Source organism: Falsihalocynthiibacter sp. SS001 (assembly GCF_042445055.1).
Taxonomy (GTDB): Bacteria; Pseudomonadota; Alphaproteobacteria; order Rhodobacterales; family Rhodobacteraceae; genus Falsihalocynthiibacter.
In genome coordinates, this window is sequence record NZ_CP170339.1 from 3098799 (window position 1) to 3116278 (window position 17480).

Genomic DNA, 17480 nt, shown 5'->3' on the forward strand with positions numbered 1-17480 from the left:
AACCTTTAGTTTATTCTGGATAAGGACGCCGCACATGTGGCGCGGCAAAAACTCTGCACGACCACTGATGCGGCCTCATTCAACAAGCGGGTCTGCGCGTTTGCTGTATCAAGACGCTCTACAGCATCGTGCGCGCGCACTGCGAGTGCAGCTTCATTCAAGGTCAACACGCGATCGTTTGCAAAAACATACTCGCCAGCAATCATAACTTCGCGTAGCGCGGCACCATTTTCGGAAAACACGATTTGGTCTAAAGGGTTTCGCAGTGGCGTATAGTGGCAATAGCCCGCATCAAGAAACAACAGATCAGCCGCCCATCCAGCGGCAATCATGCCGACATTCTTGAGCCCCATAATCCGAGCACTCCCAGTGGTCGCCATATTGAACGCCTCTCGCGTCGAGACCCATTCATCACTTCCCTCTGCATTTGCACGACTGAGCGTCGCCGCGAGGCGCATCGCTTCAAACATGTTCTGCCCGTCAGAAGTATTTGACGCGTCTGTCCCGACTCCCATGCCAACGCCAGCATCCATAAGCATTCGCACGGGCGCTATGCCGGAACCAAGGCGCAAATTGCTCAACGGGTTGTGGCAAATACAAGACTTGTGGCCTGCAAGAATTGCGGCCTCGGGCTCAGAAATCCAAACGCCGTGCGCGCCGCTGAACTGCGGGCCAAGCACACCGATGTTATTCAGATGCGCCGTAATAGTTGTGCCGTATTTCTGCATGGCCATCACCTGTTGCATTCGTGTTTCGGCAAGGTGAGTTTGCAGAGGTATCTGATCCCGATTGGACATTGCTGAGCAGGATTGCAAAAAAACATCCGAACAATGCAATGGAATAGTGGGGCCAAGCCCGGGGCGCACGCGATCCATAGCTATGGGCCAACTGTCAAACGCCTCGGCGCAGGTCGCCATGGTTTTCGGCCAGTCTGGCAACGACAGGGCCGCAACCATATCGCGTAGAGGTGGTTCAAAACTATCCAGTAGCCCCGGTAATGCCTGATACAGTGTTTGATCCGCGATCATGGGCGCGACAACGGCCCGAAGTCCTGCTTCGTGATATGCGTTCGCCACCGCATGTATGCCTTCAACCGTAGGCCCCGGCAGCTCGATAAATAGGTCAAAACAGGAGGTACAGCCTTTGCGAATGGATTCCGCTGCGGAAAGCTCGGCGGCGAGACGCAGATCATCGACACGACGCGATCCATTCAACCATGCGGCCCTCGATAGGAATGGCTCTAGCGTGAGGTCACCGGCGACACCGCCCCTACCCAATGCGCCGTGCGAATGGGTATGGCCGTTCACTAATCCCGGAATTATGAGACGATTGCTAACGTCAATCTGTTCTGCATCGTCGGGCCCCTCTCCTTGTGGAATAAGTGCCTCAATGACACCTTCGCGCACAAGGATGGACACTTGTTCAAACCGGTCATTATCAACAAGCACCAGCCCGCCGAACAACAGCTTTTGACGTTTAGTCATAACGCGACCCTGAAAAGCATGCTCCAGAAAATCTGGCCCTCAAAAGAACGACTTCGCGACCGGATTGCCCCAGCCGCGAAGTGTCAGGTTGTTTAGTTGATTGTCGCGACGAATTTGCGTTCTTCTACCGGTGGCAGGAAGGAGCGATCAAAGATCTCGGACGCCTCTGGCAAACGTTCTAGGTCATAGCCCTTTGCGACGATTTCAATCGAGCGGGTCAAGCGCTCGTCATCGAGGTCACCCATGCCGATCGTTTCAACTTCTGGGGCATTCATCAGGTTGGTGAGTGAAAATTCCAGGCGCGCCAGTTCCAGATCGGAATCGATCAGATTGTCGTAAGCCAAGAGCGCCTCAACCGAGCTGTCCTGATTGGCGGCAACTTCAAGCGTTGCCTTATTCACAGCGCGAACGAGGCCTTCTACGGCTTCAGGATTCTCCGCCAAGAGTTTGCGCGAAACCATCAAGCCGTTCGAGTACAAGTCCATGCCGTAATCTTCGAAGTTAAACCAGTTGTAGTCGTTCGCAGGATCTTGGCGGTTGGCGATCAGATTAAACCAACTTGTCGAGGTAAACACGAACGCTCCGTCGATATCCCCACGGATCATCATTGGCTCTTGCAAGTTGGGCGCCATGCTTTCTTGAGCGACCTTCTCTAGATTGATGCCGTTAATCTCGGCAAAAACCGGAAATAGTCGTGTTGTCGGCGTACCCTGCGCACCACCTAGTGTTTTTCCTTCGAAGTCAGCAGGGGTTTCAATGCCCGCGGTTTTTGGTGTGACGATTGCGAACGGCGGACGGTTCCACAGTTGATAGACCATTACGGGCGCTTCACCTGGACGGGCGGCGGCATTCTGAATGATCGCGTTGATGTCGCCAAATCCGGCATCATAAGCGCCGCCCATAATCCGCGTCACGGTCGCTGCGGAACCCTCTCCTTGGTCAATGGAAACATTCAGACCCTCTTCTTCGAAATAACCTTCGTTCAGTGCAACCAAGAATGGTGCGTCGGACCCTTGCGTCTTCCAACCAAGTGTAAACCGGATGTCTGTCATCTCGGCAAACGATGGCACTGCACCGGCCAATAGTGCGAATGTGGCCCCCATGAGAACATGCTTCATTTCAGCTTTCCTTATTTTGATGTGAAGAAGAGTGGTTATGTGATTGTGAGGTCGTTGCCGCGTGTCGCCCAACCTGTCACTCGGCGTTCGAGCAGAGAAAACAGGGCGTATAGCGCCACACCAAGTAGAGCGAGAATAATCAATCCAGCGAAGACCAACGACACTTGGAAATTCGACGAGGCGGTCATCATGACATTTCCGATGCCGCGATTGGACGCCACGGTCTCGGAAAGTACGGCGCCAACAAAGGACAGCGTGATCGCGACTTTCAGCGCTGCAAAGAAGTAAGGCATCGTGCGCGGAAGCCCGACATTCCAGAGAATTTCGCGTTTCGACGCACCAAGCGTTTTCAGAACATCCTCAAGATCAGGTTCGGTCGTCGCCAAACCCGTCGCGATATTCACAACGATTGGAAACACACAAATGACCATCGCAGTCAGGATCGCCGGCGTAGTTCCCGCCCCAAACCAAAGTACAAAAATCGGCACAACGGCGACCTTAGGTATGGACGAAAAACCAACCAAAAGCGGATAGGCCACCGCGTAGGCCACCTTGGACGTTCCGACCATCACACCAAGCGCAGTTCCGATAACCACACCAAGTACGAAACCCGTGAGTGTAGAATACAAAGTCTGTAAAATATGAGGGAGCAATATCGGGAACTTCTGCCATAGCGTCACAACAATTTCGGAAGGGCGCGGTAGAACAAGATCAGATATGTCCAGAAAAGTACAAAGCAGTTCCCACATCAGGAAAAAGCCAAAAATCAGGGAGAATGACATCATTCTGATGCGCGTTTTCTCGGTCATGGAAGATATCCTATTCACGGACCTGTGCGATCAACTCGCGCAGGCCTTGGGTCATTTCGACAAACTCGGGGCTATAAATCATTCCGATATCGCGCGGCTGCGAGATGTTCACCGCTTCGTCGGATATGATCCGTCCGGGGCGCGCGCTCATTACACAAATGCGTTTGGCCAAGAAACCTGCTTCGCGCAAATCGTGGGTGACCAACAATACAGTCGGCTTACGATCAAGGTACAGGTCCTGAAGAATCTGCCACAATTCTTCGCGGGTGAACTGATCCAATGCGCCAAACGGTTCGTCCAGCAGAAGCAAATCTGGCTCGTGGATTAGCGCACGACACAAGTTTGATCGCTGCAACATTCCACCTGAAAGCTGCCATGGGTAATGATTGGCGAAGTCCTGTAATCCAACCTGCCGCAAGAGTTTGTGAACGCGATCCCGAAAGGCGCCTTTGCGATCTTTCCGGTATGTCGATTTGAATGGCGCAACGATCTTTAGTGGCATCATCACGTTCTGCTCAATCGTCAACCACGGCAGCATTGTCGGGTTTTGGAATGCCATACCGATCCGCAATTGTTTTGCAGCGGCTTCCTTTCCACCAACAAGCACGACGCCAGTTGATGGCTGGATCAGATTACTAACAAGACGCAGGATCGTTGACTTGCCGCACCCCGAAGGTCCGACCAAAGCAACAAAGTCACCGGCGTCCATCTTCAGAGACGTAGGAGAAAGCGCTGTAACCGCGTCCTCTCCTCTTCCGAAAATAACGGATGCAGCCTGCAACTCTACCGCATGGCGATGATGTACAGGGTTTATATTTACGGCCGCATCGGAGGCCTGTTCATATTGGTTTAGCTTGTTCATGCGCCCATCAGAGAGCAGCCCTGTTTGGCGATAAATGAAATTAAGTAAAAATATTTAGAATTAGCGATGCCCGCACAATAAATGGGCATAATCTTGGCGGCCAGCATGAAAATAAAGCGGCGTGAAATAGCCTAAACTCGGAAATGTTCGGTCTGTCTGGTGTGGACTCACGGCAGCGACGCACATTCAATTCCCGCGCGCGCTATCGATTCTGGATGCCAAGGTAGCCTTGGATCATATCAATCGCGTGCTTGCGCCGTTGCTCTTGCCAATCTTCGTCAAACAAGTCCTGCCCCACTACGATGCCAAGCGTTGCGCCGTTGTTCAGATGGTGTGCTGAAATCGCAACAATGCTTAGATAGAGCTGGACAGGATCGGCCTTGCGCTTGAACGCTCCGCTGGCAAAACCACGCTCCACCAGATCTCTGATCGCAACAATAAGAGGCTCCGACATATCCCGCGTCACAGCAGAGCGCGCGATATATTCGCCGTTCAAGACGTTCTCATTGCGAGTCATCTTGCGAAAATTGGCGTTATTTTTAAAGTAATCGAACGTGAAATCTACCAGTTCATAGATTTTCTCCGCGGGATCACCTTCACTGAAATTCAGCTCTGCTTCTTGATCTCGGATCTGCCGAAAAATGTTTTCGAGTGCTGCGATGTACAGCTGCTCTTTGCCGCCAAAGTAGTGATAGATCATGCGAGAGTTGCATTTGGCCGCCTTGGTAATGCGATCAATCCGCGCGCCGTGGAAACCGTGCTCGGCAAACTCATCCACTGCAACAGCCAAGATTTCCGCCTGCGTCCGCGCCGCGTCTCGGCTTCTGAATTTCGCGCTCTTATCTTTGGCGCGGGATTGATTGCCAAGCTTTTCGGTCATTGTCTCACATCTCAACTTACTTAATTGCTTTAGTTTGCCGCTTTATCGACGCATGTAATCGCTTGAATGCAAATTGGTAAAGATCAGTGGCATACCAAGCACAACCCGAATCTGGATACTCTTCCAATCCATGAAGACGCTTAGCGAGGGCAATTTTGACGAGGTAATAAGATATCGGCTGTGTGGTTTACGACGTATCGCAAACATACCTTCGCTAGCACGACAACGCCCTTTTTTGACCGAAGCGGAACCTAAGGAATTTCTATGAAAAGTGAATTGATGATCCATGATCTCGCTAGCGGAAAAGACAGCCTCCTGCTGCGTTTGGATGGCCATATCGAAGCACCGAACTGGCGGCCTGACGGAGGCGGGCTTGTCGTGAACGGCGATGGCAAACTCTATGATGTGCCCCTCGACGCGCCCGAGTTACGGCCCATCGACACGGGCTTTGCGAAGAAGCTGAACAATGACCACGGGATTTCGCCAGATGGCTCTCTGCTGGCGATTAGCGATCAGACCGAAACGGGCGAAAGCACGATCTACACGCTCCCCATCGGCGGTGGCACACCTGCGCGCGTCACGGAAAAAACACCGTCCTATTGGCACGGCTGGTCTCCCGACGGCGCGTCTCTCACCTACACCGCAAATCGCGGTGAGGGCTATCAAATCCACACAATTGGCGTCACGGGCGGAGAAGAAACTCAGGTTACCCGCGGCTTTGATCATTGCGACGGCCCCGATTACACAGCCGACGGCGCTTGGATTTGGTTCAACGGAGAGAAACGCGGGAGCGTTCAGCTCTGGCGCGTACGGCCAAACGGCAGCGATATCGAGCAGATGACCGATGAGAAAAGCGTGAACTGGTTCCCGCATCCCTCCCCCGATGGTCGCCACATCCTCTATCTCGCTTACCCATTGGGCACACAGGGGCATCCAGCGGGAAAGAATGTAGAGCTTCGCTTGATGCCAACTGAGGGAGGAAAGAGCCGCGCGCTTACTACACTATTTGGTGGACAGGGCACAATTAACGTACCCTGCTGGGCTCCGGATAGCAGCAAGTTCGCCTTCATGCGTTATGTCTTATTAAGACCAAGTCATTAATGAGATAAGGCACTGCTCGCGAGCCAAACACGAGCAGTGCCAATTGTGTCGACGAGTATTGGGACCCTAATTCAAGATCGCGGAGACGGCGCCGATTAGATCGAGCACTTCTTTGGTCTCGCGATTCACCTGATAAACATAGTCACCGAGGCGATAGTAGGTTTTACCGGGCTTCAATCCATAGCGGTCTGGATTCTTGATCAGATCATAGTCTCCCTCAAGGCGATCACCACGACCATAGATCTTCTTTGCCTGCCCCGGCGGCAGACAACCGTTGTTCTTCTTGGCGAGGCCCGGAGGGCAGCCCTTGTGCGCGTCCGCATGCGCGGCCACGGGAGAAATGGATACCAGAATGGCTATTAAGCTTGGGATAAGTTTTTGCATCATACACCTTTTTGGAATTCAACTTCATACATGGGGTAATGGTTCCCTTCCGCCAAGCCCTGACCTTTCAAACTGGCAAATATCCGCCAAATTCAGCGGTTAGCGGTGGTCTAACACCGCTTCAAATAAATTACCTAAAAGAATACGAGCGGAGAGCAAATAAGTGATCGGACGAGCTAAATACCACTGCGCATGCTCTAGTTCTCTGTTTAGTAGCAAAGGACTGAAGCTGAAGTTGAAATTCCAACCGATGTTCTCAATATCTCGAAGGTATTGCGCCCACTGACTGGCGGGCGCAATAGAATCTAAGCCGCTAGGTAAGTACGGAACCATGCCACCATACGCTCTTCTGCGAGCATCGCTGCCGCCTCATCGTAGCGGGGCGTCGTGTCGTTGTGGAAACCGTGGTTAACTGCCGGATAGATATGGACATCGTATCGCTTATCGTTGTCTTCAAGCTCTTTCTGGAAGGGCGGCCACATCGCGTTGATACGCTGATCAAGCGCTGCGAGCTGCACCATCAATGGCGCTTGGATTCCAGGTACCAGTTCTGCATCTGGGAATGAGCCATAGAATGGGACGCCAGCGGCCATCTCGGTGTAAGCCGCCGCGAGACGGTTTACGACACCGCCGCCGTAACAGAAGCCCGTCGCGCCAACTTTGCCATTTGTGCCTTCAAGCGCTTGAAGATACTCAAACCCAGCAAAGAAGTCGTTCAGCAATGCTTCTTGATCTAGGGTCCGCTGCATATCGCGACCCTCGTCGTCGGTTTCTGGATAACCACCGAGTGAAGACAGACCATCAGGCCCCATTGCAACGAAACCAGCCTTCGCCAGGCGTCGCACTACGTCACGAATGTATGGGTTGAGCCCTCTATTCTCGTGAACAACAAGCACCGCCGCCGGTGGCCGATCTGGGTCAATATTCGCGGGACGGACAAGATAGGCGGTTACCTCTCCCGTTCCATTCGGGCTTTGATAGGTAATGTCCTCGCCGACAATATCCTCGTCATCTTCGGCAACCTGTTGAGCAAGGGCATAGTTGGGTGAAAGCGTACTAAGAATTGCCGCCGCCGTAAGGCCACCCACGGCCCACCGACCTGCGCGGTCTAGAAATTCACGCTTCGAAATCTTGCCGTGTGCATAGTAATCATAGAGGTCCAACAGGTCCTGATCGAAATCTGCGGCGGTCAGGCGTTTGGATGAGATACCTTTATTCATTGAGTATTCTCCCTGTAAATACGCGAAAAGTAGCACGATTCGACCACGCGGATACCTGATTTCGCCAACATCACGCCGAAGTTAACTGACGCTATGAACAGCATTTCACATCGCCGACGGCAAAGATTATTGCCCCGCGCGCACTTTGCCGCTTATCCTCAAACGGTAGCCCTTTATTTTACGGGCTCGTCACCGAAAAAGAGTGAGAGCGATTGTGCAAGAATTCTTAGCAGCTTGTTTTTTCCTAGTCGCGGCCACGGCCGCTTCCGCCGATGTAACTTCCCGAAATGGTGGGCCAAGCGCCTCGCAGATGTCAGAACGAAGCTCTGCTGGAAATGTGGACGGGATGACATTCTACCGTCCTGTTCTGTCTGGCGTTCTGTACCGTGCAGGTTTTAGCGGCGGAGACAAATCGCGCACAGGGCTTTCTCAGCAACAACGCCAAACGCTTTGTAATGCAGGGTATTCCAAAGGCTTTTACGCGGATTTCGGTAAGAATACCAAGTACGGAGCGACGAGTTGTGCAAACGGCAGCTTTGATTATGAGGCCGCACGCTCCTCTCGACCATCAAGCGTTATGAAGGCTGTTCACGACGTCATTAAATCACCGAACGACGGGCCGGTTTTGGTGCATTGCATGTGGGGCGTTCATTCTTCAGGCGCATTATCGGCAATGGCGTTGGTACAGTTTTGCGGCTGGTCCGAGGGCCGTGCCAAACAATACTGGAACGAAACGCGCAATGGCGCGCCATGCTCTGGCGGTTGCGACAAATGGATTGACGCCAAATTCTCAAACTTCTCTGTAGCAAGTGATCTCAAAATAACAGATGCGGAACGCGCCGCCATCTGCCCGAAGTAAAGGCGGCATAATAGATGATACGCCCGCTTCTCATCGCATCCCTTCTGCCCACTTCGCTCTACGCCAGCGACCAAATTGTCGGACAGAGCACCTCTCATACAAGCCCGAATGGTGTGGCGGAACAATGCGTTCAAATCGAGCCAATCCCGAACGGGACGTACCACAAAAGCGACCTTGAACAGGAAAAGTACTACTGCGATATGGACCTCTATGCCGCAGATATCGCGCTCTGCCCCAAAACATGGAGCACCAGCCCGGGTGTTGCGATCTATGATATCTCCGAAGGGCCGTATCAAAATAACCGCGCCGAATTTGAGCGCAACGCCTGTAGCGAAGGCAAGAGCGCCGATAACCTCGCGAAAGACCGGATCGCCAAGTTCAAATCCACCATGAACCAAAAGGGGACCAGCGGCACCTTCGCGCCCTCGTCCCTCATGTACTATCATTTCTCGCGATATTTCGACATGACGGTTGATGTCCCTGTTGCAGTGTGGCGCAGCATGGACGCCAAAGCGCATCTCTCCGAGGTCGCCGAGGCGGGGCTTTCGCTTTCAGGTGGTGCGCACGGCGGACGAATGAACCACGAAGGATGGCGCGCCTTTGTTGCTGCCGATCAAAACCCCAGCACCTATAGCCCGACGGATGATCTGTTTACGGCGGATCGCACACAAATCTATGGCGTGATACTGGACAGCCCCGGACAGCGCTATAACTCAGCGGTCAACGGCACCCGCAAGTCCGGCTGGGGCAAAGGCCAGAACAACGATTTTCAGGTTACGCCGCCCTACCTCGCACTTCGCTCTACGAAACCTCTACCTGAGGCGATTACAGAGGGTGTGACCAACGGGCGCAAAGACAGGCAAATCAACAAAGACTTGGGCGATGATGTTCCGCCCGTGCAGATAGCCTATTGGATGAAGGAACTGTCCGAGATTGTGCTCTTGGATTTCATATTTAGCCAACAGGATCGCGTGGGGAACATCGACTTCACGCCTTATTGGTACTGGGTCGCAAGCGGAGACGTAAAACACAAAAAGGCCAAACATCACGAACCGAACGACGGTGATGTGCCAGCGGACGCGATCCTCATAAAGCGTACCAACCTGAACGATAACGACGCGGGCGGTCGCGTAGAATACGCCAACTTTGCCAAGTCGACACAAATGCTGGAAAAGCTCCGCCACTTTGATGGCGACACCTACAAAAAGCTCATCGATTTGGACGCCGATTTACAATCGCAAGGGCCAATATACGCGTGGCTAAACGCAAGCCTTGGCCTTTCGGATGGTCAAGTGCAGCAGGTTGTTAAAAACACGAACCTCGCGACCAATATCCTGCGCGAAGCATGCAATGACGGACAATTGATTTTCGATCTTAACCCCAAGGAGTTTATGCTCAATGGGTCCGTTGCCCCCAAGAAAGTTGACTGTAATGCGCCCTAAATTGCCAACCCTTTGGGCCGCCCTCGCGGTGTGGATTGCCAGTGCGAGCATCGCTTTCGCTCTCGAAGTTGCGGTAATTTCGGACACAAACGGTTCCTATGGCTCTACAAAATATAGCAACCGCGTTTCCCAAGCGATTGAACGCATTATTCAGATCAAGCCCGACTTGGTGATCGCGACAGGTGACTTGGTGGCGGGGCAGCGAAAACCTCTGCTCTCGCAAGCGGAAGTTGATGCGATGTGGACATCGTTTCACCGCACGGTCAGCGACCCACTCGCAAAGGCAGGCATACCGCTGGCCGTTACACCCGGAAATCACGACGCCTCTGCTTACTCGGGCTTTGAGCGTGAACGCAAAATCTTCGCGGCCCAATGGAGTAAGCGTCGCCCTGCGGTGAAGTTCCTAGATGATAAGGATTATCCATTCTTCTATGGGTTTGAGAAAGAAGGGACACTTTTTGTCTCTTATGATGCCACAACACTTGGGCCGCTTTCCGGCGATCAGATGCAGCGCCTCAAAGCGATGTCGAAGGGCTATAAGTCGATAGTTACCTTTAGCCACCTACCCCTATGGCCGTTTGCACAAGCACGGGAACGCGAAATAATCGGCGATACGACGCTCGACGCTCTTCAACGAGAAGTCGGGGTTTCGCTGCATTTATCCGGCCATCACCACGCCTATTATCCGGGCTGGAAGGATGGCGTGGCGTATGTTTCGCAGGCCTGCCTAGGTGGGGGCGCACGAAAACTGATCGGAACTTCGGGCACCTCTGAGCACAGCTTTACGATGCTCTCAATCGACGCGAACGGCAATTACCGCGTCAAGGCGTTGCGCGCGCCGAATTACACAAGCGAGATTGACATAACAACACTTCCCCAATCCATCAAAACGCCCAAAGCGACCCTTAAACGGCTTGATCTGGCAAATTAGAGATTCACTTTGTGGTCAATTTCCGCGGGAATTGCGGCGGATATTATTGTCTCTACCTTGGCTTCGTTCATGTGGCCCGAGATTTGGAACAATAGCGTGATCGCGGTTTTGCCAACGACGTGATGCTTGTTCACGAGTTGCCACTTTGCGTCTTGCGCGGTTTGTTCAAGATTCGCACTCGCGGCAATAACTTCCTCCTCACTCGCACCTTTCAGGACAACCTCCACACCGCGTTGCCGCCAGCCAAGCCAGAGGAAACACCAAGTAAGCAGAGCCGTGAGCAGCGCAAGAATAGGCAGACCCATCCCGACCGAAAGCCCGAGAACCGTAACGATTATCATTTCAACTGTGTCTTGGGATTGATCCAGATTTGATCGAAACCGAAGAAGCGCGCCGATGCCAAAAATGACGAATCCAATGATATAGCCGTGCTGGATCACAAGGAAACCAACGGTCAAACCAACCAGCGCATAGAGGAAAAACAAGCGCGGCATTTCGATATCTGCAAGGGTTCTGCGCGATTTATGCCGTACCGGATGATACACGATCATCGCCGTAAGAAAAATCGTGAACAGCGCGTCTAGCGTGAACACCTTAAGCTCATCGAGGTTTTTGATTTGCGACCAACCGCCCCCCTGGAGGCTAATCGCGTTTTGAATGTTAACTGCCCCGTCGTCAGGAAGAAGTTGCGCCATCGCCGCACTCGGCAGCGCGCCCAATGCCATGAGCGCGCCGTATTTTGTTACTCTCATTTACTATCCAATCTCTTCCTTTTGGCACTTTAGGTCCGACTGCGTCGGCGTCGTAAGCATTGCCTCGTCCCCCTGCATCCAAAAGGTATACTCGCCCTCAAATGTCTCTCCGCGGTACTTTGCGCCAGAGCCTGTGGGTTCAAGAGCCGGAATGACCCACTTATCATTCCACCGCAGCGAAATCATCGGAACGTCAGAGTTCACGGCAACCATCGAAACGCCCGCATCCAAGCCCTCGCAGATATATGCGAACGGCCCCGAAGAGATGCCCGCGTCATCTTCACTGCGTGCATCGAAATAACCTGTACGAAGATCATCGATACGCTGGACATAACTCTTGGCGATACAAGTATTCAGATCATCGGAGGATTTCCAACATTCGTCGCGCCCCTTAATCCAGCCGCGCTGCATTGCGCGCAGCTCAGCCAGTCGATCTTTGCCGGTGTTCTTCCCATGCCGCGCAAGGTCGTAAAGACGCGCAAGTTCAACATCCAGCCGTGCCAAATTTGGGTCCGAGCACACGGCCTCCTCGGCGCTATTTGATGCCTTGCCACAATCGAATGCCGGCGCAACGCTTGCTTGTGCACTTTCGACCAAATACCGCCCCGCGGACCAACCCGTAACACCGTTGTATTCAACTTGGCACCAACGGTCATGCTTGGCCGCATCGCGTTCTTCGTCGGTTGCTGCTGTCCACTCTTCGAAGGAAAGTCCGCCCTCGCACCCAAGGTTCCGTATACCCGTTGCGTTCGGGGGAATCTTTCCGACAATAGAGTCGGACGCACTTGGCCCCGCGCGCATGTTCAACACATCCTCAGAGGCAACACCCTCAACCATAAAATAATCCGGACCGTCGGCCTCTGCATGACCAACCGCTGGAAACGAAATAATCGCCGCCACAATTGCAGCCAAAAAAGTTTTCTGCATGTCGACCTCCTTTTCAATGTAAGCCTATCTTAGAAGGTTAATTGATCAAGGCTTTTCACCATGACCACGCAAAATACGAGGAGCTATCTCACGAAATGGAAGAAAAGCGTGATGCTGGCAGTAATCGCCTTCTGCGTAGTGGCGCAGCTTGCTATGGCACAAGACAATTCGACCCTACGATTTATCGAAAAGCACAAAATATATGATGGCTCGAACGGCTTCAAAGAACCCTCGGGCTTGGCGTTCAGAGCGGGGGAGCTTTTGTCCGTTAGTGACAACGCGGGAGCGATTTACACGTTAGACGCCGAAGGCTCCATAAACGAAAAGGCATCGTTCGAAATACCCGCCAAAGACCTCGAAGGAATTACGCTGCTTGATGACGATATAGCGCTTGTGGTGGAGGAAGAGCGCACCAGGGTACTAACCGTCAACCTTGTTAAGCGCCGCGTCATCGCGGAAACATCGCTCTCCGATATGACGGGTGCCGACCGAGTGGCAGCATTGCGCACGAACACACCAAAGAACAAAAGCCTAGAAGGTATCACGGTTGATCGATCAAACGGTGTCATCTACGTCGTTACCGAGGCCGAACCGCGCCTTCTGTTAAGCATCGCACCTGATCTATCAGAAATAATGGACATTTGGCTCCTAAGTGAGCAGGTGGGCTTCTCCGTCGAGGGGATTGAAGATAGCGCACTGGATGTATCAGGCATCACGGTCTCACCGAGCACCGGAAACCTATGGATTGTCAGTGATCAAGCGCGAACACTGTTTGAGTTCAACCTTACAAATTCAAAGACAAAGAGCTACCCACTTAAATACCAAAACCATGGCAAAACTTACCAAATCAAGCACGCTGAAGGCATCGCAATCGATCCTGAAGAACGCCGGATATATATCGTGAACGATGATGGGAAAGACTCGCATCTTTATGGTTTCGCTCTACCAACCTCCCCATAATTTTCTTGATGGAAAAGGGGCAACATGCTGAGATGCGTCAGACTTTAATAAAATCAGGCGCTTAAACAACCATCATACAGGGATCTTATCTTATGCTCACAGCTATTCGAACCGTTCTCTCGAAGTACGCGACTTTCACAGGTCGTGCCACGCGATCGGAGTTTTGGTGGTGGGTTCTCGCATTTATGATTTTGCTCCTTGTAACCAATCTAATTGACCGCGCATTATTCGGCGCACCCGTCATCGAAGACGCGTCGCCGAGTGTCAGAACACAACCTGTCTCGACGCTGGCTGCTATTGCTCTCTTTATTCCGCATCTCGCCGTGAGTGTTCGTAGGCTACACGATATCAGCAAATCCGGATGGTGGTTGCTGATCAGCCTCGTTCCAATCGTCGGCGCCTTGGTTCTACTGTACTTTTACACGCGCCCGAGTGATGCTGGCAGCAATGATTTCGGCGCCCCAAACCCCCTACCCGCCGACGGCTAGTGGTGTTTGCACTAAAAGTATCCTCGCACCAGCGCGGATGAAATAAGTGTCCAGCCATCGGCAACTACGAAAAACGCGAGCTTGAATGGCAGTGAAACAACGGCTGGGGGCACCATCATCATCCCCATCGACATCAAGACGGCTGCGACCACCAAATCAATGATGAGAAACGGCAGAAACACCAAGAAGCCAATCTCAAAGGCGCGCTCTATCTCGGACAATAGGAATGATGGCACCAAGAGAGACAGAGGATGCTCTGACGCGGTTTCGCCCAATACCGCTTCCGGTCGTAGCGCGGCGAGTTCGTTGAAAGTCTCAGGATCAATACGGGCGGCCATAAATATCCGGAACGGAGCTAGTGTTCTGGAGAACGCTTCCTCCACCGAGATGCTTTCTTGGACGAGAGGCTCTAGCCCGTTCAGCCAAGCCTCCGAGAATACTGGTTCCATCACGAAGTACGTCAGGAATAAAGCCAAACTTACAATCAACATATTTGGCGGAGATTGCTGAAGGCCAATCGCCTGACGCAGGATCGACAATACCGTGACAATGAATGGAAAGCACGTCACCATGATCGCAAGGCCCGGGACGATACTTAGCACGGTAATTAGTGCGATGAGCTGAATGCTGCGCGCAGCGATCGAGCTGTCATCACCCAACGAAATCGAAAGCTCCTGAGCGGCCGCGATTTGTGGCCAAATGAGTAAGATTCCGACTGTGGTTAATACTCTGATGAACAGCATGCTAACGGCCATTGCGGATATCAACGACTTCGGTCAATCGAACTGCCAGTTGCCCTGTTTTTTCCCCATCGAGTTCGACAAGTTCCCCTTTCGCCAGAAGCCGATCACCGACAAATAGCTCCACCGGCTCATCGATTTTGCGATCCAACTCGAGGACAGCGTTTTGCCCCATCGTCAGCAAATCTTTGATCAGAGGCCGTGCCTTTCCCACAGCAACCGTTATTGTAACGGGAACATTGGAGAACGGGTTCGCTCCCATTTCGCTCGCAGAATACTCATCCATGTGCTGGGACCTCATCAGTTATTTCAAAAAATCCGGCAAGCGCCTCGGAAAACCCGTCTAGAACGGAGTCCAGATCAACCAACCGTTCACTCTCGCCCAGTCTGATAAGTGCCTGGTCTTCGCCCAATGTCGGATCTTCCACTACGCTAAGCGGCAAATAATTAACCTCGTTGCAAAGGTGTTTGAGAGCTGCAGTGCTATCCGGTGAAACCGTAATCAATACGGGGACTTCGCTATTGTTTTTCGAAAGCTCCATGATGTCATCGCAAATGATTTGCCCAAGTGACTCTCTGGCAATTTGAGGCAGAACACTTGTCAGCATGCCCCGAATGATCGGCTCCCACGACTTCACGATTGCGGCGCGTGCCTCATAATAGGTAAAGGACAGATCCCTCAGATTACGCGCGAACTCGGCGGATATTTTATCTTGATCTGCGACGCTTGAAGCTACTGAATCTTCCCAGCCAGCCTTGTAACCCTGCTCGAACGCTTCGAGACGCGCGTCTTCGATCACGGATGAATCTGGTTGCTCCTTGATGATGGCAGGTTGGCCTTTACTGCCTTCAAACACTTCAAGTCGAAACGGACTGGACACTAAACTGTCTCCTCATCTTCCATCCAACTTTTCAAGGTCGCGACTGTTTCTTCTTGGCGCTCCTTAATCATCTCTCGTAGCCTTGCGACAGGGTCATCAGAAACGGGCCCCGCAAATCCATCCGCCATTGGGAGTGCGGGTAAATCACCGAGCTCAGGGAGATCAAAATCTGTGACCGTTGCGGGATGAGGAAAATCCGACGTGTCAATCTCACCGTTTAGAGCTTGTGCCTCTGCCTCCTGAAAATCTGGTAATGGCGGAGCGATTGCCGCTTGCTCGAGCTGCGGCACTGAACGTCCAACAAGTAGAGGCCGCACTACGAATAGACCCAAGATCAACGCGACCGCGCTCACTACCAGCAACTGAATGATCGACATCATGTCCAACTCAACTGGCGAGGAAATAGACGCATCCGCAAGTTCACCCAATTGGTCGATAGGCTCGAATGCCATTGACTTGATGGTCATGATGTCACCACGCGCTTCGTCAAAACCAACGCTTGAGGCGACCAAATCTCCGAGCGCGGCGAGTTCTTCATCACTTCGCAGCGCGAACTCCTCCTCGCCAGCCGCATTTATCGAGCGAACACCGTCCACAAGAACAGCAACGGTGAGCCTTTTGACCGCCCCCGGAGTGCGAATAATCTCTCGTTTCACTTCGGAAACTTCGTAGTTCGTGCGCTCGCGAATCTCATTATTTTGGCTTGAGCTCATGTCATTTTGCGCAGCAGCATCCCCATCCGGCAGGTTGCTTGCGACTGTCACGCCGCCTGAACCACTTTCGTTCGCATTCGTTGAACGCTCTTCAGTGTCTGTACTGATCGCGACACGGGAGTCTGGATCAAAGGTGCGTTCAAAGATGGATTCGCGGTCTGTTTGGGTCTCGACGTTAATCTCGACAATCGCCTTACCAACGCCGACGCGGGCTTCTAATATTCGCTCGACACTTCGGCGTAGCTCCGCAGCCTTGTCGGCAGTATGCCCATTCGCCGCAAACTCATCGCCCCCGACCACGACGCCCGCCCTGCCGTCAATTATAGTGACGCTTTCCGGATCCAGCCCTGCGACAGCAGACGCCACGAGGTATTTGAGTGCCCGCGCATTTGTTGCGTTAATTGCGGCCGCATTTCCCGAAACCGTGACCGAAGCACTAAGTTCGGTATTCTTTTGAAACGGGCTTGAAGACGTATTTGATAGGTGAACGCGCGCGGACTGAATATTTGGATTGGCAAGAATTGTACGCGCCAATTCTCCCTCTTTTGCCCGCCAGTACGCCGCATCAAACATTTGCGATGTCGTGCCAAATCCCGTCAGGGAATCGAGAAGTTCATAGCCCTGCGCGCCGTTGGCTGGGAGCCCTTCTGCCGCAAGCATCATTCGTAACTCATCACGCTGAGCGGCGTCGACATAAATCGCCTCTCCACGCACTTCATAATTTGCGTTCTTCTGCTCAAGTGCCGCAACAACTTCGCCAGCAGCGCTCCCGTCCATACCCGCATACAACAAGCTCATCTTCGGCGTCGACGCGATTTTTGACATCGCGAGAATTGCAACGAACATTATCGCAGTCGCACCGATAATAAGAATGCGGCGTGTCGTATTCAGGGAGTTCCAAACAGACGAGAGCTGTTGCACGATGTTAT

Annotated in this window: 19 protein-coding genes; 6 read left to right on the forward strand and 13 right to left on the reverse strand. The window is 52.7% G+C overall.

Features of this window, described 5'->3' with window-relative positions; all coding sequences use genetic code 11:
* Positions 1-5: 5 nt before the first annotated feature.
* From ACFE33_RS14905 to ACFE33_RS14925, 5 genes are all read right to left on the reverse strand, one after another.
* The gene (locus ACFE33_RS14905; protein ID WP_380055068.1) at positions 6-1484 is read right to left on the reverse strand and encodes an amidohydrolase family protein; all 1479 of its coding nucleotides are present in this window, start codon (positions 1482-1484) and stop codon (positions 6-8) included.
* A gap of 92 nt (positions 1485-1576) precedes the next feature.
* Positions 1577-2602 carry an ABC transporter substrate-binding protein gene (locus tag ACFE33_RS14910; protein WP_380055072.1) on the reverse strand — a complete coding sequence of 342 codons (1026 nt, stop codon included), beginning with the start codon at positions 2600-2602 and terminating at the stop codon, positions 1577-1579.
* 35 nt (positions 2603-2637) lie between these two features.
* Positions 2638-3411, reverse strand: coding sequence for an ABC transporter permease (locus tag ACFE33_RS14915; RefSeq protein ID WP_380055075.1), 774 nt, complete (start codon positions 3409-3411; stop codon positions 2638-2640).
* A gap of 10 nt (positions 3412-3421) precedes the next feature.
* The gene (locus ACFE33_RS14920) at positions 3422-4273 is read right to left on the reverse strand and encodes an ABC transporter ATP-binding protein (protein ID WP_380055077.1); all 852 of its coding nucleotides are present in this window, start codon (positions 4271-4273) and stop codon (positions 3422-3424) included.
* A gap of 202 nt (positions 4274-4475) precedes the next feature.
* The gene (locus tag ACFE33_RS14925) at positions 4476-5153 is read right to left on the reverse strand and encodes a TetR/AcrR family transcriptional regulator (protein WP_380055080.1); all 678 of its coding nucleotides are present in this window, start codon (positions 5151-5153) and stop codon (positions 4476-4478) included.
* A gap of 264 nt (positions 5154-5417) precedes the next feature.
* On the opposite strand from ACFE33_RS14925, the gene ACFE33_RS14930 reads away from it, so the two are divergent.
* A complete protein-coding gene (locus ACFE33_RS14930) occupies positions 5418-6254 on the forward strand; it encodes a TolB family protein (protein ID WP_380055082.1) in 837 nt (278 codons plus the stop codon).
* Positions 6255-6320: 66 nt separating this feature from the next.
* On the opposite strand, the gene ACFE33_RS14935 is transcribed toward ACFE33_RS14930, so the two are convergent.
* Both ACFE33_RS14935 and yghX read right to left on the reverse strand, forming a co-directional pair.
* Positions 6321-6638, reverse strand: a complete 318-nt coding sequence (locus ACFE33_RS14935; RefSeq protein WP_380055084.1) for an excinuclease ABC subunit A — start codon at positions 6636-6638, stop codon at positions 6321-6323.
* 305 nt (positions 6639-6943) lie between these two features.
* On the reverse strand, positions 6944-7858 hold the full coding sequence (gene yghX / locus ACFE33_RS14940) for a YghX family hydrolase (protein ID WP_380055087.1): 915 nt from the start codon (positions 7856-7858) through the stop codon (positions 6944-6946).
* Between the two features lie 310 nt (positions 7859-8168).
* On the opposite strand from yghX, the gene ACFE33_RS14945 reads away from it, so the two are divergent.
* From ACFE33_RS14945 to ACFE33_RS14955, 3 genes are read left to right on the forward strand one after another with little or no spacing between them, the layout of a single operon-like run.
* Positions 8169-8717 (forward strand): hypothetical protein, encoded by a 549-nt coding sequence (locus tag ACFE33_RS14945; RefSeq protein WP_380055090.1) that lies wholly within the window; start codon positions 8169-8171, stop codon positions 8715-8717.
* A 14-nt stretch (positions 8718-8731) separates the two neighbouring features.
* A complete protein-coding gene (locus ACFE33_RS14950) occupies positions 8732-10159 on the forward strand; it encodes a hypothetical protein (RefSeq protein WP_380055093.1) in 1428 nt (475 codons plus the stop codon).
* Positions 10149-11090 (forward strand): metallophosphoesterase family protein, encoded by a 942-nt coding sequence (locus ACFE33_RS14955; RefSeq protein ID WP_380055096.1) that lies wholly within the window; start codon positions 10149-10151, stop codon positions 11088-11090. The genes ACFE33_RS14950 and ACFE33_RS14955 overlap by 11 nt, the downstream gene beginning before the upstream one ends.
* Here the strand turns inward: ACFE33_RS14955 and ACFE33_RS14960 are convergent.
* Positions 11087-11842 (reverse strand): hypothetical protein, encoded by a 756-nt coding sequence (locus ACFE33_RS14960; protein WP_380055099.1) that lies wholly within the window; start codon positions 11840-11842, stop codon positions 11087-11089. The two genes, ACFE33_RS14955 and ACFE33_RS14960, sit on opposite strands and share 4 nt — an antisense overlap.
* Before the next feature lie 3 nt (positions 11843-11845).
* Positions 11846-12769, reverse strand: a complete 924-nt coding sequence (locus tag ACFE33_RS14965) for an SH3 domain-containing protein (protein ID WP_380055102.1) — start codon at positions 12767-12769, stop codon at positions 11846-11848.
* Between the two features lie 60 nt (positions 12770-12829).
* Here ACFE33_RS14965 and ACFE33_RS14970 point away from each other — a divergent pair, with 60 nt between their 5' ends.
* Both ACFE33_RS14970 and ACFE33_RS14975 read left to right on the forward strand, forming a co-directional pair.
* Positions 12830-13729, forward strand: a complete 900-nt coding sequence (locus ACFE33_RS14970; RefSeq protein ID WP_380055105.1) for an SdiA-regulated domain-containing protein — start codon at positions 12830-12832, stop codon at positions 13727-13729.
* A 92-nt stretch (positions 13730-13821) separates the two neighbouring features.
* Positions 13822-14217: a DUF805 domain-containing protein gene (locus tag ACFE33_RS14975; RefSeq protein ID WP_380055108.1), complete on the forward strand. Its 396-nt coding sequence runs from the start codon at positions 13822-13824 to the stop codon at positions 14215-14217.
* Positions 14218-14228: 11 nt separating this feature from the next.
* Here the strand turns inward: ACFE33_RS14975 and fliP are convergent, their stop codons facing one another.
* The 4 genes from fliP to fliF are packed head-to-tail and all read right to left on the reverse strand — an operon-like array spanning position 14229 to position 17472.
* Complete coding sequence (gene fliP / locus ACFE33_RS14980) at positions 14229-14960, reverse strand: flagellar type III secretion system pore protein FliP (RefSeq protein ID WP_380055110.1); 732 nt, start codon at positions 14958-14960, stop codon at positions 14229-14231.
* Between the two features lies 1 nt (position 14961).
* A complete protein-coding gene (locus ACFE33_RS14985; protein WP_380055113.1) occupies positions 14962-15243 on the reverse strand; it encodes a FliM/FliN family flagellar motor switch protein in 282 nt (93 codons plus the stop codon).
* On the reverse strand, positions 15236-15838 hold the full coding sequence (locus tag ACFE33_RS14990; RefSeq protein WP_380055115.1) for a hypothetical protein: 603 nt from the start codon (positions 15836-15838) through the stop codon (positions 15236-15238). Before ACFE33_RS14990 ends, ACFE33_RS14985 begins: the two co-directional genes overlap by 8 nt.
* Positions 15838-17472 carry a flagellar basal-body MS-ring/collar protein FliF gene (gene fliF, locus ACFE33_RS14995; RefSeq protein ID WP_380055118.1) on the reverse strand — a complete coding sequence of 545 codons (1635 nt, stop codon included), beginning with the start codon at positions 17470-17472 and terminating at the stop codon, positions 15838-15840. Before fliF ends, ACFE33_RS14990 begins: the two co-directional genes overlap by 1 nt.
* Between the last annotated feature and the right edge of the window lie 8 nt (positions 17473-17480).

Excerpts from the sequence above, each read along its gene's own strand:
- ACFE33_RS14910 (WP_380055072.1), bottom strand. The coding sequence starts at position 2,602 with ATGAAGCATGTTCTCATGGGGGCCACATTCGCACTATTGGCCGGTGCA.
- ACFE33_RS14975 (WP_380055108.1), top strand. The coding sequence starts at position 13,822 with ATGCTCACAGCTATTCGAACCGTTCTCTCGAAGTACGCGACTTTCACA.
- ACFE33_RS14920 (WP_380055077.1), bottom strand. The coding sequence starts at position 4,273 with ATGAACAAGCTAAACCAATATGAACAGGCCTCCGATGCGGCCGTAAAT.
- ACFE33_RS14970 (WP_380055105.1), top strand. The coding sequence starts at position 12,830 with ATGACCACGCAAAATACGAGGAGCTATCTCACGAAATGGAAGAAAAGC.
- ACFE33_RS14905 (WP_380055068.1), bottom strand. The coding sequence starts at position 1,484 with ATGACTAAACGTCAAAAGCTGTTGTTCGGCGGGCTGGTGCTTGTTGAT.
- ACFE33_RS14925 (WP_380055080.1), bottom strand. The coding sequence starts at position 5,153 with ATGACCGAAAAGCTTGGCAATCAATCCCGCGCCAAAGATAAGAGCGCG.
- fliP (WP_380055110.1), bottom strand. The coding sequence starts at position 14,960 with ATGCTGTTCATCAGAGTATTAACCACAGTCGGAATCTTACTCATTTGG.
- ACFE33_RS14985 (WP_380055113.1), bottom strand. The coding sequence starts at position 15,243 with ATGGATGAGTATTCTGCGAGCGAAATGGGAGCGAACCCGTTCTCCAAT.
- ACFE33_RS14960 (WP_380055099.1), bottom strand. The coding sequence starts at position 11,842 with ATGAGAGTAACAAAATACGGCGCGCTCATGGCATTGGGCGCGCTGCCG.
- ACFE33_RS14950 (WP_380055093.1), top strand. The coding sequence starts at position 8,732 with ATGATACGCCCGCTTCTCATCGCATCCCTTCTGCCCACTTCGCTCTAC.
- yghX (WP_380055087.1), bottom strand. The coding sequence starts at position 7,858 with ATGAATAAAGGTATCTCATCCAAACGCCTGACCGCCGCAGATTTCGAT.
- ACFE33_RS14915 (WP_380055075.1), bottom strand. The coding sequence starts at position 3,411 with ATGACCGAGAAAACGCGCATCAGAATGATGTCATTCTCCCTGATTTTT.
- ACFE33_RS14945 (WP_380055090.1), top strand. The coding sequence starts at position 8,169 with ATGTCAGAACGAAGCTCTGCTGGAAATGTGGACGGGATGACATTCTAC.
- ACFE33_RS14935 (WP_380055084.1), bottom strand. The coding sequence starts at position 6,638 with ATGCAAAAACTTATCCCAAGCTTAATAGCCATTCTGGTATCCATTTCT.
- ACFE33_RS14965 (WP_380055102.1), bottom strand. The coding sequence starts at position 12,769 with ATGCAGAAAACTTTTTTGGCTGCAATTGTGGCGGCGATTATTTCGTTT.
- ACFE33_RS14930 (WP_380055082.1), top strand. The coding sequence starts at position 5,418 with ATGAAAAGTGAATTGATGATCCATGATCTCGCTAGCGGAAAAGACAGC.
- ACFE33_RS14955 (WP_380055096.1), top strand. The coding sequence starts at position 10,149 with ATGCGCCCTAAATTGCCAACCCTTTGGGCCGCCCTCGCGGTGTGGATT.